This window comes from Gordonia jinghuaiqii, assembly GCF_014041935.1.
In the GTDB taxonomy this organism is placed as follows: Bacteria; Actinomycetota; Actinomycetes; order Mycobacteriales; family Mycobacteriaceae; genus Gordonia; species Gordonia jinghuaiqii.
Genome location: NZ_CP059491.1, coordinates 40,661 through 55,725, shown reverse-complemented (window position 1 = coordinate 55,725; position 15,065 = coordinate 40,661). Strand labels below are relative to the sequence as shown.

Here is a 15,065-nt window from a genome sequence, read left to right as displayed (position 1 = left end):
AGGTCACGCCGAAGCACCGGACAGACGCGTGAGGGTCCGGCGTGCGATCCGCGCGACCGCCTCGTCGATGAGCCGGCCCGCGCTGTCGGTCGCGGCGGCACCGCCCGCGGCGTCGAAGGCGGCCAGCACATCGCGTGCGGCGTCGACCTCGGCATTCGTCGGGGCCATCCCCTCGCGTGCCGGTGCGATCTGACGCGGATGAATGCAGGCCCGGCCGAAGAAGCCGAGGCCGGTCAGCTGCCGGGTCTTGACGGCGAAAGCCTTCGGAGCGTCTATCACCGGTGAGGCGGCCGCGAGCGGCGGCCGGATACGTGCGGCGGCGCAGGCGGCCACCACTTGCGCACGTGCCCAGAGCAATTCATTTCCGACGACGGGCGTCACACCCAGGTCGGCGGCCAGGTCGACCTCGCCGATCTGCACGAACTCCACCCGCGGACCCGCCGCGATCGCGGCGGCGCGACGATGTCGCCAGGGACGTCACCCGATCTCGCTGCTCCGATCGGGCCGGCGGTAACGTTGCGCGGTCATGCGGACGCGATCATGCCGACCGCCTGCGGAACGTTCGGCGGTCGGACTCGTCGGCCTCGTGGATGGCGATCCGCAGCAGTTCCGCGAAACGCTGCCAGAAGGCTTCTTCTTCTTCACAGAACCGGACGGCGGCCGGGTCACCCGCAGCAACCCGGACCTCCGCGGCGTTGCCGCGCCACTCACGCCACTGACGTTCACACACCTCGAGATACCGAGTGAGGGTGGCGACGTCGTAGTGACAGAGTTCGGCAATCCTGCTCGGCATCGGAGTCCCCTCGTGGTCACGATCAGCCCGGGCGGGCTGGGCGTCGGCGTCGAAATCGGCGGTCCGGAACGAAGCGGCGAGCCGCGCTCACCCTCCCCCACAGGCTATGGCACGGGTACGACAGGCGAGTCGTCCCGCTCGGCCTGTCGGCGGAATTCGATTGTGATATAGGATTTTTCGAGTTCATGCATCGTCCGACTGCAGTCCTGGGAGACTCTGAGATGTCGCCGACGATGGCAATCTCCCGGGACAACGCGACGAACGTATGTTCGAGTGTACCCGAGTCGGGGCCCTCGCATGCGCCGGACCCGAAATGATGTCGCGCGCGACCTCACTCCGCATGCGCGACCCCGATCGAAGTCTCTTCGCCGGATCGATGTCGGCTGCGACATCAATCCGGCGGCCGTCCCGGGTCACTCTCCGACGGTCTTCACCGACATTCCCAGCCTCTTCGCTCGACGAATCATGGTGAGCGCGTTGTCGATCGCCGCGCACCCGGGATCGTTGTTGAAGTACACGTAGACATCGCGCGAGTCGTCGTAGGCGTCGGCGAGGCAGCGCAGCCAGCTGTCGATGGCCCTGACCCCGTAACTCATCGGGCGCCGGGAAGTCCCGTCGTGCAGGCGCAGGTACCCGAAGTCGGCTGTCACCCACAGCGGGGTGAGTGCCCGGCTCTTCCGGTCAGCCCAGCACAGCGCCGCGTTGTTCTTCTCGAGTACCTCACGGACCTCGTCGGTCCACCACGAATCGTGGCGGGGTTCGACGGCGACCTGGACGCTGCTCGGGAAGAGTTGCAGCGTCTCCGCGAGTGCGTCGGGTTGAGCCTTGAGGTTTGGTGGCAGCTGGAGAAGCACCGGGCCCAGCCGCGCACCGAGGCCGGATGACCGGTCGAGGAAACGCTGGACCGGCTCGGCCGGCTCGTTGAGACGCTTGATGTGGGTCAGATACCTGCTCATCTTCGCCGCCATGCGGAAGTCCGGCGGCACTGCCTCGGCCCAGTGCTCGAACGCCGTCTTCTCGGGCAGCCGGTAGAAGGTGTTGTTCACCTCGGCGGTCGAGAACCGCTCCGCGTAGTGGTTGAGCCACAGCCGTTGCGGGAGCTTCTCGGGATAGAACGCTCCCCGCCAGTCCTTGTACTGCCAGCCGGAGGTGCCGATGTAGAGCACGGACCGCGCCTATCGGCCGTCGACGGGTGTCCCCGTCCGGTCCGGGCACCACGTCCGCAGCGGGTGTCCGCGCGTCGGGTCGTGTCGATTCACGACGGGCGGATACCCGGGCGCGGCACGCGCCAATCACCCGAAGACGGCATCATAACGCTCACGTCTTCCGTTCGCGCTCACCTTTTCCGCGTGAGCGCGAACGGATCGCGTGAGCGAACGACCCCGGGCTCGTGCGGGTCGGGCGCGCGCGGGTCAGGGCGGGAAGATCTTCTCGGCCTGGTACGCCTCGGATATCGCGGCAATGAACGGACACGCGTCGACGCGGAACCTTGCGCCGGTCTATTCGGTCGACCATCGGCGATAGTGGATCGATGACGTCGCTGTTCATCCGAACTCTCCAGACCCACCAATGGCTCTACGAACACTCCGGCGGTCTCATCGGACATCGGCTGCTGTTGGGCAACCCCACCCTACTGTTGCGCACGATCGGCCGGCGGACAGGTGAGGCGAGATGCAACGCACTCACCTACGCCCGCGACGGCGAGGCCTACCTGGTGGTTGCATCGAACGGCGGTTCGCCGCGGCCACCGGGATGGCTGGCGAACCTGAAGACGCAGCCGCACTGCGAGATCCAGGTCGGTCGCCACCGGATGCCGGTCACGGCCCGCGCGACCTACCCCGACGACCCGGACTACGCCCGACGATTGACACTCCTCGACGAGGTGAACAATGGCCGGTACGCCGGCTACCAGAAAAGGACGTCGCGTCCTCTCGCCATCGTGGAGCTGACGCCGCAACACCGCCCCTGATCGGCTGCCCCTCCCTGACCCGCTGCTCCCCGCCCCTGCTCCGATGACAAACGTCCGGCTCGTCGGTCGGTACCTGTGTGGCCCGACGAACCCGAGGAGAAGCATGCGGACGCTCGCGATCACCCAGAACGTGACGCTCGACGGCGCGATCGAGATGTTGACCGACTGGTTCGACCCGACCGTCGAGGCACCCGACCTGATCGAGGAATCACATCGGCAGGACGCCGACGCCGATGCACTGCTCGTAGGAAGACGGACTTTCGAGGATTTCCGCAGCTTCTGGCCGCACCAGATCGACGACGCCACCGGGGTCACCGACTATCTCAACAAGGTCGACAAGTATGTGGTGTCGCACACGATGACCGACCCGGGCTGGCAGCACTCCACTGTGCTCTCCGGTGACGTGGTCGACGAGGTGACCGCATTGAAGAACGCCGACGGCAAGGACATCGTCGTGACGGGCAGCATCAGCCTGTGTCACACGCTGATCGGCGCCGGACTCGTCGACGAGTACCGACTGTTCGTCTACCCGACCGTGCAGGGATCGGGCCGCGGATTGTTCCCGGCAGGCCTGGAGATCCGAGGCTCCGCCTGGTCGAGACCAAGAGCTTCGACATCGGTGTCTCGCTGCTGCGTTATCGGACCCGGTGACGTCGGCGTCAGTTCGCCGGGCACTCGCGCGTGAGCGCGGTCGACGCTCACAACATCCGTTCCCGCTCACGCATTTCTCGTGAGCGGGAACGGAACGAGTGAGCGTGACCGGCCACGACTCGCGGATATCGCGTTGACATACCGGCCATCGGGAACCACCATCGTTTCTCGTGTCCACATCGGTGTCGCCCTCCGGGCGTGAGGAGGTCGTCGGCGTCGTGCGCGCCGACGGTTGAGCACCCCGCCCCGATCGGTGCGTGTCCCCTGTGGTGAGGACCGCGCCGGTTGCCGTGTGCCTTCTCCGATTCCCTCCGACACCAGAGGTGTGGACACCCATGTATTCGTTGACCGAATCCCAGATCCGCTCGTCGTTCGTCAACGCGACCCTGCGCGAACGCAAGGCGCTGACATTGCCATCCGATTTCGCCGAATTCAACTGGGACAAACTGGATTTCGCCGGATGGCGTGATCCCGGACTGCCGATGGTCGGCTACCTCATCATTCCGGCGGATGACGACATCGTCGGAATCATGCTGCGGCTGGGTGGTCGTCAACCCCGGAACCGCCCGCTGTGCTCGTTCTGCGCCGATCTGCAACTGCCCAACGACGTCGCCTTCTTCAGTGCGAAACTCGCCGGACCCGCCGGACGCAAGGGCGACACCGTCGGGACGTTGATCTGCTCGAACTTCGAGTGCTCGGCGAACGTCCGCGCCAAGCCGTCCGCCATCTACTCCACCGACGATCCCGAAACCGTTCGGCAGATCCGGATCTCGACGCTGCGCACCCATCTCACCGGTTTTGCCCAGCGAGTGCGCAACGGCACCTGACGGTTCGACGGGAGCCGTCGCCCGCGATCGGCGATAGTGGACCGATGACGTCGTCGTTCATCCGTACTCTGCAGACCCATCAGTGGCAGACCCATCAGGGGCCGAACTGCGAGCTCCAGGTCGGACGGCGACGTCTACCGGTGACCGCCACACCCATCGTCGAACTCCTACCGCGATGAGAGGTCTGGTCCCCGGCGATGTGATCGCCGGCTACACGGTGGTCCGGGTTCTCGGGTCAGGTGGCATGGGCACCGTCTACCTCGCGCAGCATCCGCGGTTGCCCCGGCATCAGGCACTCAAGGTGCTGGCGTCGGCACTGGGCGCCGACCCCTCGTTTCGCGAACGGTTCCGGCGAGAAGCCGAACTGGCGTCACGGCTGGACCACCCGAACATCGTCTCGGTGCAGGATGCCGGTGTCGACGAGGACCTCATGTGGATCGCCATGCAGTACGTCGACGGCACCGACACCGCCGCGATGGTGCGCGATGCGCACGGTCCGCTGCACCCCGCACTGATCATCGACATCATCGGTCAGGTCGCGTCGGCCCTGGACTACGCGCACGCACAGGGCACGCTGCATCGGGACGTCAAACCCGCGAACATCCTGACCACTGCCGGGCATTCGCCGGGGACGCGGCGAGCGCTGATCGGCGACTTCGGAGTGGCGCGTCTCCTCAGCGAATCGACCGGCCTCACCGGTACCGGCACGATGATCGGAACCCTCGCCTACGCCGCGCCGGAACTGTTCAGCGGTGAACCACTGACCCCGGCCGTCGACGTCTACGCCCTCGGCTGCACCTTCTACGAATTACTCACCGGCGCCCCGGTCTTCCCACGGAGCGACCAGCTCGCGATGATGAGCGCCCACCTGCACGCCCCGGTGCCGCGACTGACCGACTCGCGGCCCGACCTGCCCAGCGCATTCGACGACGTCATCTACCGTGTCCTGGCCAAACGCCCGCAGGACCGGTTCGCCACGTGTGGGGAGCTCGCGGCCGCAGCTTCTGCGGCGTTGTACGAGAACCCTGCACGGACCGGGAGCGGACGGACGGTGGCCGGACCCACGGTGATGGCCCCGACTCCACAGCCGCCGCAACCGCATTCAATGCCGGACCATCAGCCGACGGTGTCCGCGCAGGCCTTCCCGAGGCGATCCGGGCGGCCGGCCACCGCCGCAGGTTCCACACCGGGGATCTCGGGACCCCACCCGGCACAGCTGAATCCTGTACCAGCCCGGCGCAGTGCCGTCGGATGGATCACCGCGGCGATCGTCGGAGTGGTGGTACTGGCGGTGGTCGCCATATCGGCAATCCTGCTGGTCGGCAAGGGCGACACCGCCACGCCGGTCGCCAGCCGGGCGTCGGAGACCCCGGTGGCCGAGCGCACTCCCGAACCCTCATCGTCGGATACCTCACCTTCGGCAGGCGCGTCACCGCCGACGACGCCGGCGAACCTGATCGGAACCTGGCGCGGCGCGGTCACCGGCGACCAGACGGGATTCGACGTCGTGGCCGACATCTCATCGGTGTATCCGGTGCGCGCGACGGTGAGCTATCCACAGATCGGTTGCAGCGGGACGTGGACAGAACAACTGCCACGGCGGGGCGGCATCATCGTGAACGAGAACATCACGCGCGGAACCTGTGTCACGTCGCAGATCTCGCTGACCCCGGGCTCCGACGGAACACTCCGGTACTCGTCGACCTACTTCTCCCGGTCCCAGAACCGGGACTTCGTCATCACGGCCACGTTGCGCAGGGGGTGACCGGCCCGACGAGCCGTCGGCCAACCGACGAGCGGCGTGGGCGAATCGACGCGGAGTCTCATCGATGTCGATGACACAGGGAGCGGCGCGTCACGGCGCACCGGACCCACGGATCTCCTCACGCGCCCGGTCGCGGATCGCCTGGAGGTCCATTCCGTACGTCACTCCCCCGGACTGCTCATAGTCGACGAGACGCGCTGCGGCACGGTCGTAGAGGCGCTGCGCGCCGACGACGTTGCCCCGACGGTGATGCGTCAGCCCGACGCAGAGTTGAGCGAGCCCCTGCCACAGGGGACGTTCCGCCGGCGGACACGATTTCCACCGTGTCTCGAACACCTCGTGCGCGGAGAAAGGCCTACCGTCTTCGAGCAGTCGCTCCGCCAGCGCGATCGTCTCGTCGGGAGGCAACGGCACCTCAGGCACCGGCTCGACACCCTGCGCGCCGTACGGCAACGGCCTGCCCAATTCATCACGCGGCCGGGCCTGGCGGGCGCGACCGTTCGGATCGCGGTCCCGGTCCTCTGGCACGGCATCACCTTCCCACCGGCACCCGGTCGGCCACAACAGTCGACGACGGGTACCCGACACGAGGCCGGAAACAAAAAGGTCAGGCTGCACATTGCAACCTGACCTTTGTGACCACTTCGAGCTGAACGCTCGTGGTGGGCGAAGGGGGACTTGAACCCCCACGTCCCGAAGGACACTGGCACCTGAAGCCAGCGCGTCTGCCATTCCGCCACTCGCCCGTGGCCGCCGGAAATCCGGCGGGCATGTCGTCGGACCGGGTTCGTCCTGCGACTGGACGACGATAACAGTACGCCACTCCCAGAACAAAACCGGATACGCGTCGGTGCATTGCCGCAGGATGGCGGGTGCATGGTCGGGGCTGGCCAGACCCCTGGGGCAGCTGTTACACACGGTGCACCAGTTGCCTTGATGGCACAGTTGCTTGTCGTTGTCGCTATCATCAAACAAGGCCAGATGCACGGCGACACGCTCAAATGCCGCGGAAGGAGGTCTCGGTGGGGATCCTGCAACGACTAGAACGCAAGCTCGAGGGCGCTGTTGACGACGGCTTTGCGAGAGTTTTCGGTGGCCAGGTGGCCCCCCAGGAGATCGAGAACGGGCTGCAGCGAGAGGCCGAGGAGTCGCTCGAGAACCTCGGCGACGGTACCGTCCTAGCGGCCAACAGCTATACGTTGCTGTTCAGCCCGACCGATCATCAACACATCGCCGGGGAATACGAGCTGAACCGCAAGACCTTCTCGAAGCATCTGGAAAACTTCATCAGAGACAACGGATGGCAGACCTACGGCAAGGTCGTCGTAGAGTTCGAGCAATCGCCGTCCTTGCACACCGGGATGTTCCGCGCACGCGGCACGGTCAACCCGGATGCGCGGCCCCGACCGGTTCCGGCGCGTCCGGAGAGGCCATCCGACGCGCAACCGAAGGCCCCCAACCCACCGGCCGGTCCCCCGGCCCCGACACCACTGGCCACGTTTCCTCCGCCGGCCCCGTTTCCGCCGGCCCCGTTCCCCAAGGCCACCGCCCCCGACCAAGGAGCCCCCAGAATGACTCAGAACCCCGGATACGACCAGCGCAGGGGCGCCGATCCCACCTACGATCAGCAGGGCTCCGAGCAGCAGGGTTACGACCAGTACGGTCAGGGCTCGGCACAGCAGGGCTCGGGACAGCAGGGCTACGGCCAGCAGGGATATGACCAGTACGGTCAGCAGCCCGCCTACGACCAGGGCTACGACCAGCAGGCCTACGGACAGCAGCCCGGCGGATACGATCCGGCCTCCTACGGACAGCCCGCGGGCTACGGCCAGCCGGGTTATGAACAGCAGGGCTACGCGCAGCAGCCCGGCGGATACGACCAGCAGAGCTACGGCCAGCCCGGTTACGAGCAACAGGGCTACGGCCAGCAGCCCGCCGGCTACGAGCAGCAGGGTTACGGCCAGCAGGGTTACAGCCAGCAGCCCGCCGGCTACGACCAGGGTTACGGCCAGCAGGGTTACAGCCAGCAGCCCGCCGGCTACGACCAGGGCTATGGCCAGCAGGGTTACGAGCAGCAGGGTTACGCCCAGCAGGGCTACGGCCAACAGGGTTACGGCCAGCAGCCCGCCGGCTACGACTACCAGGGCGGCTACGACCAGGGCTACGGCGCAGGACGTCCCGCGGCCGGCTACGCACCGTCGTCGATCACCCTCCTCCTCGAGGACGGCAGCAACCGCACCTTCCAGCTACACGAGGGTTCCAACGTGATCGGCCGCGGTCAGGACGCCCAGTTCCGCCTCCCCGACACCGGCGTCTCCCGCCGGCATGTGGAGATCCGCTGGGACGGTGCCACCGCGATGCTCACCGATCTCAACTCGACCAACGGCACCACCGTCAACGACCTGCAGGTCAACACCTGGGAGCTCGCCGACGGTGACCGCATTCGGGTCGGACACTCCGACATCACCGTCAGGTTCCAGTAGACCGCGCGCACACGTCGAGCCAACTGCCCCCCACGATGTGGGAGGCAGTTGATACTGTCCCGGACATCGGGGGCGGTTGATACTGAACTGTCATGTCCGAATGATCGAGTTCGACCATTCTGCCCATAGGATGCACTCGGGCCCGCCGGTCGCGATCGGCGGAACCGATGCTGCTCACCGGAGCGGTACGGCTGGACCCACCATGTGACGCGCTGGAGGTGTACACGACATGCAGGGCTTGGTGCTGCAGCTGACCCGTATCGGGTTCCTGTTGCTGCTCTGGCTTTTTGTCTTTGCCGTGATCCGCACACTGCGTGCAGACATCGCGTCGGCCGGTGGCGTGCGCATTCCGCGCTACTCGGGCGGCTCGGAGAAGCGTCGACGCAACAGCGGTGTGCGTGGTGCGGCCCGGTATCTCGTGGTCACGCACGGCGCGCTCGCGAACACCCGGATCAGCCTCGGCCAGCAGCCCGTCCTCCTCGGGCGCGCCGACGATTCGACCCTGGTGCTCACCGACGACTACGCCTCCGAACGGCACGCACGGCTCTCCAGACGCGGCGACGACTGGTACGTCGAAGACCTCGGCTCCACCAACGGCACCTACCTCGACCGGTCCAAGGTGACGACCGCGATCAAGGTCCCGCTGAACACCCCGATCCGCATCGGCAAGACCGTGATCGAGTTGCGCCCGTGACGCTTGTGTTGCGCTACATCGCGCGCAGCGACCGCGGTCTGGTCCGGTCCAACAACGAGGATTCGTTCTACGCCGGTCCCCGCCTGCTCGCACTCGCCGACGGCATGGGCGGCCACGCGGCAGGCGAGGTCGCCAGCCAGCTCGTCATCCGGGCACTCAGCACGCTCGACGACGACGAGCCCGGCGGTGATCTACTGGCCCACCTCGACAACGCCACCCGCGCTGGCAACGAGGCCATCGCGGCGCAGGTCCATGAGTCGCCCGAGCTCGACGGCATGGGTACCACCCTCACCGCGATCCTCTTCGCCGGCAACCGAATCGGCTTGTGCCACATCGGCGATTCGCGTGGATACATGTTCCGCGACGGCGTGCTCACCCAGATCACCCGGGACGACACCTTCGTCCAGACCCTCGTCGAAGAGGGCCGCATCACCGCCGAACAGGCCCACACCCATCCGCAGCGGTCGCTCATCATGCGCGCCCTGACCGGGACCGAGGTGGAGCCGACACTCACGATGCGCGAGGCCCGCGCCGGCGACCGATACATGCTCTGCAGCGATGGCCTGTCCGACGTCGTGACCGAGGAGACGCTCGCCGAGACCCTCGGCTCCATCGCCGACCCCAAGGAATGCGCCGACCGCCTCATCGAACTCGCTCTGCGCGGCGGCGGCCCCGACAACGTGACCGTCGTCCTCGCCGACGTCGTCGACACCGAATACGGCGATTCGCGGCCCATCGTCGGTGGGGCCGCCGGCGGCAACGAAGAGGTCTACACGCCCGACCCGGCGACTGCCGCGGGACGCGCGGCCGCGCTGCGCCCGCCACCCGCCGAACCGCAGCGACCGACGGTTCTCAACGATGCCGAGCCCCCGCCCGCGCCGAAGAGCAAGTGGCGTCGATGGATCGTCGCCGGCGTTGCGCTGGCCGTCGTGGCCGCGCTCGTCGTCGGAATCTTCGTGGTCCGTTCGATCGTGCGCAGCAACTACTACGTGGCCGCCGATGGCCAGGGGGACGTCCTGATCTATCAGGGGTCGCCCGAGAAGGTCTTCTTCCTGTCGATGAGCAACCCGGTGCAGCGTGTCTGCGTGGAGGGTCTCGACCAGGAGAAGCCCACCTACACGTTCGTCTCCTACGACGGCACGTGCGAAGTGCCGCTCAACGTCGACGATCTCGTTTCCGGGCCGGCCCAATCGGTCAAGAACGTGATGATCCGGAACAAGAACGAGCAGGACATCCAGGGCGTGGTGACCAGGGAACTCTCCTTCCGCTGCGACAATGCGCCGTCCTCACCCACTCCGGCCGCACCGCAGGCCTCGACGCCCGCGCCCACCGACCCGAGCGACGCCCCCACACCCCGCGCCACCGGCGCCCCGTCTGCGGGAATCCCGGAGCAGGGCGCGACCGAGTCGGTCGGCCCGCCTCCCGCGCCCGGGACCGCGGCACCACCGGCATCACCCGCACCCGATGAGGACGCCGTCACCAGCTGCCGGCAGCAGGTGAGATGACCCAAGCCGCGCCCGCACCGCACGCCCCGCCACGCCAACCCGCCACGAGCACCGGCCGAAACACCGAGCTGTTGCTCCTGGTGTTCGGTATCGGCCTGGTGACCGTTGCGCTGCTCATCGTGCAGGCCGCCCAGGGCCAGAACCTGACCTGGGACATCCTCAAGTACGTCGCCGCGTACACGGCGCTGTTCGGGGCTGCCCACCTGGTGGTCCGCCGCTACGCGCCGCACGCCGATCCGATCCTGCTGCCGGTGGTCGCGGTCCTCAACGGGCTGGGTCTGGTGATCATCCATCGCCTCGATCTGGGGTCGGGCAACACCGGCGAGTCGAGCAGCGCCACCGAGGCGACCAACAACGCCGACCAGCAGCTGCTGTGGGCGGTGCTCGGCATCCTCGCGTTCTCCGCGGTGCTGATCTTCATCCGCGACCACCGCACGTTGTCGCGCTACGCCTACACACTCGGTCTCGGCGGCCTGGTCTTCCTGATCATCCCGGCGATCCTGCCCGGCCGGTTCTCCGAGATCAACGGCTCCAAGAACTGGATCATCACGCCGTTCTTCTCGATCCAGCCGAGCGAGTTCTCCAAGATCCTCATCATCATCTTCGCCGCGGCGGTGCTGGTGTCCAAGCGTGACCTGTTCATCACCGCGGGACCGCACGTCCTCGGCGTCGACCTCCCGCGGGCCCGTGATCTCGGCCCGCTGATCGCCGCGTGGGCCATCGCGATCGCCGTGATGGTGGTCCAGAAGGACCTCGGCACGTCGCTGCTGATCTTCGCGACGATCCTGACGATGCTGTACGTGGCCACCTCACGCGTCGAGTGGCTGGTCCTGGGCATCGGACTGTTCGCCATCGGCGCGGTGTTCGCGTGGTCGATCTTCTCGCACCTGCAGACCCGTGTGTCGGTGTGGCTCAACCCGTTCGAGGACTTCGACGGCTCGGGCTACCAGATCGGCCAGAGCCTGTTCGGGCTCGCCACCGGCGGACTGTTCGGCACCGGACTCGGCTCCGGTCGCCCCAACATCGTGCCGTTCGCCAACACCGACTTCATCATCTCCACGATCGGCGAGGAACTCGGCCTGGCCGGGCTCACCGCGATCCTGCTGCTGTACATGATCTTCATCCACCGCGGACTGCGGACCGGCATCGCCGTGCGCGACAGCTTCGGCAAGCTCCTCGCCACCGGTTTGGCGTTCACCATCGCCATGCAGGTCTTCGTCGTCGTCGGCGGTGTCACCAAACTGATCCCGCTGACCGGCCTGACTACGCCGTTCCTGTCCTACGGCGGATCCTCGCTGCTGGCCAACTACATCCTCGTCGCGCTGCTGATCCGGATCTCCAACGCCGCGCGGGAACCGGACCCGGGCAAGAAGCGGCCCGCCCCCAAGCCTGTCGAGGCGCTGCCCACCCAGGTGGTGAAGCGCCGATGAACAAGCCCATCCGCAATGTGTCGGTCGCAGTGATCGTGATGATCATCGCGCTGCTCGCCAACGCCACCTACGTACAGGTGTTCAAGGCCGACGCCCTCAAGACCGACACCCGCAACAACCGGGTGCTGCTCGACGAGTACTCCCGCCAGCGCGGCCTGATCACCACGGCCGACGGCACCGTGATCGCCCTGTCGGTGCCGATCGAGAGTCGCCTCAAGTTCCTGCGGCAGTATCCGAAGGAGGGTGCCGAGGCGTTCGCCCCGGTGACCGGCTACTACTCGTTCCAGTACCTGGCCAGCCAGATCGAGCACTACGAGAACAGCATCCTCAACGGCTCCGACGACCGGCTCTTCGGTCAGCGGTTCATGGACATGTTCTCCGGTCGCGACCCCCGCGGCGGCAACGTCGTCACGACGATCAACCCGAAGGTCCAGCAGGCCGCCTACCGCGCGATGCTCAACGGCCCGTGCGACGGACCGTGCCGCGGCGCGGTGGTGGCGCTGCAGCCCAACACCGGCAAGATCCTCGCGATGGTCTCCACCCCGAGCTTCGACCCGAACCGGCTCGCCAGTCACGACCAGGAGGTCCGCGAGAGCAGCTGGGAGGCGTGGAACCGCCCCGGGGACACCGCCCAGCCGATGCTCAACCGCGCGATCAGCCAGTTGTACCCGCCCGGATCGACGTTCAAGGTCGTCACCTCGGCGGCCGCGCTGCGCGACAACATCACCCCCAACATCCGCCTCACCGCGGCGCCGAGCTTCCCGCTGCCGGGCACCAACGTGTCGCTGCCCAACTACGGCGGCGAGGCCTGCCCGGGATCGTCGGGCGGAACGGTGTCGCTGGAGACTGCGTTCAAGTACTCGTGCAACACCGCGTTCGCCGAACTCGTCACCGAGAAGATGTCCGACGCGATACCGAAGTTCACCGAAACCGCGGGCCTGTTCGGCCTCGACCAGCCGGGCCCGGACATCCCGATGCCCGTCGCCGACTCGACCGTCGGACAGATCCCGTCGCTCGACGTCCTCGCGCAGGCCTCGATCGGGCAGCGGGACGTGCGGCTCACGCCGCTGCAGAACGCGATGATCGCCGCGACCGTCGCCAATGGAGGGGTGCGAATGCAGCCGTACCTGGTGGATAAGCTTCAGGCCGCTGATCTGCGCGCCTTGCAGACCACACAGCCGACCACCGTCAACAAGCCCATCACGCCCGAACAGGCGGCCGAGCTGACCTCGATGATGATCGAGTCCGAACGGTCCACCTCGGGTGCCGGCGGGCCGGTGTCCATCGCGTCGAAGACCGGTACCGCCGAGAGCGGTTCGAGCACCGACACCCCGTTCTCCTGGTACATCGCGTTCGGGCCGTCGTCGAACGCGCAGATCGCGGTCGCCGTGGTCGTGGAGAATGGACAGTTCGGTGCGGACTCCGTCGGTGGGACCGTGGCCGCGCCGATCGGACGAGAAGTGATCAACTCACTGGTGGGAGGTGGCAGTCGATGACCCTGCAGAACGGCACCACCATCGGTGATCGGTACCGACTCATCCGCCTGATCGCGACCGGCGGCATGGGTCAGGTCTGGGAGGCGCTCGACACGCGCCTGAATCGCCGGGTCGCGGTGAAGGTCCTCAAGGCCGAGTACACCAACGACCCCGAGTTCATCGCACGGTTCCGCGCCGAGGCCCAGACCACCGCGAAACTCAACAACCCGGGCATCGCGAACGTCTTCGACTACGGCGAGACGCCCGACTACAACGGCGGCGACCCGCTCGCCTACCTGGTGATGGAACTCGTCGACGGTGAGCCGCTGAACTCGGTGATCTCACGTCTTGGACGGCTGTCGCTGGCCAACACGCTCGACATGCTCGAGCAGACGGGCCGCGCCCTGCAGGCCGCACACAGCCAGGGCCTCGTCCACCGCGACGTCAAGCCGGGCAACATCCTGATCACGCCGACGGGCCAGGTCAAGATCACCGACTTCGGCATCGCCAAGGCCGTCGACTCCGCACCGGTGACGAAGACCGGCATGGTCATGGGCACCGCCCAGTACATCTCGCCCGAGCAGGCCACCGGCGACGAGGCGACCGCGGCGTCGGACGTCTACTCGCTCGGCGTCGTCGGCTACGAGGCTCTCACCGGACGTCGCCCGTTCCTCGGCGACGGTGCGATCACCGTGGCGATGAAACACATCCGGGAGTCGCCGCCGCCGCTGCCGCCGAACCTGCCCTCCGGGGTGCGTGAGCTCATCGAGATCACCATGGCCAAGGACCCGCGACAGCGCTACGCCAACGGCGGCGAGTTCGCCGACGCGGTGGCCGCTGTGCGTGCCGGTCGTCGGCCCCCGCGGCCGGGTGCGATCGGTGCGGCCGCCGCCGGTGCCGCCGGTGCCGCCGGTGCCGGTGCCCTCGGCGCGGCGGCCGGCACCCGTGCCATGACGCCGCCGACAGGTGCTGCGTCACGGCCGGTGACCCCTCGCCCCACCTCGCGCACCGCGGTCTCACCGCCTCCGGACAACAGCTGGACGACGGGCCAGAAGGTCCTCGCCGGGGTGGCCGCGGCGCTGCTCGTCGGCGCCCTGGGCCTGATCGGGTTCTACCTCGTCAGCAGCGGTGACGGTGGCGCGCAGACGCCGGCACCGTCCTCGTCGTCGGCCGTCACCGAGACCTTCACGACGATCGTGCCGCCGGAGGAACCCGACGAGCCGACCACCACCCGGCGGTCGACACGTACCACCACCAGCGAAGAGACCACGACGAGCGAAGAGACCACGACGGAGACGACGACCCCGCGCGTGCCCACCCAGACGTCGGAGTCGCCACCGGATACCGGAGCCGCCACGGGAACACCCTGTTTCCCAGGCGTTCCGTTCTCGCCACTGTGCTGAATGACCGTTGTACTGAATGACCGTTGTACTGAATGACCGTTGTACTGAATGACCGAGTTGCCGAATGACC

12 protein-coding genes, 1 tRNA gene and 2 pseudogenes are annotated in these 15,065 nt (G+C 67.3%); 10 read left to right on the top strand and 5 right to left on the bottom strand.

The genetic code is table 11. From position 1 onward, the window contains the following. Positions 1–3 precede the first annotated feature (3 nt). The 3 genes and pseudogenes from H1R19_RS00270 to H1R19_RS00260 all read right to left on the bottom strand — a co-directional run bounded on the left by H1R19_RS00270 (position 4) and on the right by H1R19_RS00260 (position 1,959). Entirely contained in the window at positions 4–447 is a 444-nt protein-coding gene (locus H1R19_RS00270; RefSeq protein WP_257865681.1) for an aldolase/citrate lyase family protein, read from the bottom strand. Positions 448–538: 91 nt separating this feature from the next. Beyond that, positions 539–808, bottom strand: a pseudogene (locus H1R19_RS00265) (hypothetical protein); the annotation flags it as partial. Between the two features lie 398 nt (positions 809–1,206). Next, complete coding sequence (locus H1R19_RS00260) at positions 1,207–1,959, bottom strand: DUF72 domain-containing protein (RefSeq protein ID WP_219850293.1); 753 nt, start codon at positions 1,957–1,959, stop codon at positions 1,207–1,209. A gap of 365 nt (positions 1,960–2,324) precedes the next feature. On the opposite strand from H1R19_RS00260, the gene H1R19_RS00255 reads away from it, so the two are divergent. The 4 genes and pseudogenes from H1R19_RS00255 to H1R19_RS00240 all read left to right on the top strand — a co-directional run bounded on the left by H1R19_RS00255 (position 2,325) and on the right by H1R19_RS00240 (position 6,005). Continuing rightward, entirely contained in the window at positions 2,325–2,762 is a 438-nt protein-coding gene (locus H1R19_RS00255; protein WP_219850292.1) for a nitroreductase/quinone reductase family protein, read from the top strand. Positions 2,763–2,865: 103 nt separating this feature from the next. Next, positions 2,866–3,413 (top strand): annotated as a pseudogene (locus H1R19_RS00250) (dihydrofolate reductase family protein). Positions 3,414–3,748: 335 nt separating this feature from the next. Beyond that, a complete protein-coding gene (locus H1R19_RS00245) occupies positions 3,749–4,240 on the top strand; it encodes an FBP domain-containing protein (RefSeq protein WP_219850291.1) in 492 nt (163 codons plus the stop codon). A gap of 175 nt (positions 4,241–4,415) precedes the next feature. Continuing rightward, on the top strand, positions 4,416–6,005 hold the full coding sequence (locus H1R19_RS00240; protein ID WP_219850290.1) for a serine/threonine-protein kinase: 1,590 nt from the start codon (positions 4,416–4,418) through the stop codon (positions 6,003–6,005). Between the two features lie 90 nt (positions 6,006–6,095). On the opposite strand, the gene H1R19_RS00235 is transcribed toward H1R19_RS00240, so the two are convergent. Together H1R19_RS00235 and H1R19_RS00230 are read right to left on the bottom strand one after the other, a co-directional pair. Next, positions 6,096–6,533: a DUF309 domain-containing protein gene (locus H1R19_RS00235; RefSeq protein ID WP_219850289.1), complete on the bottom strand. Its 438-nt coding sequence runs from the start codon at positions 6,531–6,533 to the stop codon at positions 6,096–6,098. A gap of 132 nt (positions 6,534–6,665) precedes the next feature. After that, positions 6,666–6,751: transfer RNA gene (locus tag H1R19_RS00230), tRNA-Leu, on the bottom strand. A gap of 276 nt (positions 6,752–7,027) precedes the next feature. Between H1R19_RS00230 and H1R19_RS00225 the strand changes: the two genes are divergently transcribed. The 6 genes from H1R19_RS00225 (at position 7,028) to H1R19_RS00200 (ending at position 14,995) form a co-directional block, all read left to right on the top strand. After that, positions 7,028–8,488 carry an FhaA domain-containing protein gene (locus tag H1R19_RS00225; protein ID WP_244970815.1) on the top strand — a complete coding sequence of 487 codons (1,461 nt, stop codon included), beginning with the start codon at positions 7,028–7,030 and terminating at the stop codon, positions 8,486–8,488. A gap of 229 nt (positions 8,489–8,717) precedes the next feature. Next, positions 8,718–9,182, top strand: coding sequence for an FHA domain-containing protein FhaB/FipA (locus H1R19_RS00220; RefSeq protein WP_188330640.1), 465 nt, complete (start codon positions 8,718–8,720; stop codon positions 9,180–9,182). Further along, entirely contained in the window at positions 9,179–10,687 is a 1,509-nt protein-coding gene (locus H1R19_RS00215; protein WP_219850287.1) for a PP2C family protein-serine/threonine phosphatase, read from the top strand. The genes H1R19_RS00220 and H1R19_RS00215 overlap by 4 nt, the downstream gene beginning before the upstream one ends. Next, positions 10,684–12,117, top strand: coding sequence for an FtsW/RodA/SpoVE family cell cycle protein (locus H1R19_RS00210; protein ID WP_188330638.1), 1,434 nt, complete (start codon positions 10,684–10,686; stop codon positions 12,115–12,117). Before H1R19_RS00215 ends, H1R19_RS00210 begins: the two co-directional genes overlap by 4 nt. Then, complete coding sequence (locus H1R19_RS00205) at positions 12,114–13,613, top strand: peptidoglycan D,D-transpeptidase FtsI family protein (RefSeq protein ID WP_188330637.1); 1,500 nt, start codon at positions 12,114–12,116, stop codon at positions 13,611–13,613. Before H1R19_RS00210 ends, H1R19_RS00205 begins: the two co-directional genes overlap by 4 nt. Further along, entirely contained in the window at positions 13,610–14,995 is a 1,386-nt protein-coding gene (locus H1R19_RS00200) for a protein kinase domain-containing protein (RefSeq protein ID WP_219850286.1), read from the top strand. Before H1R19_RS00205 ends, H1R19_RS00200 begins: the two co-directional genes overlap by 4 nt. Positions 14,996–15,065: the final 70 nt, after the last annotated feature.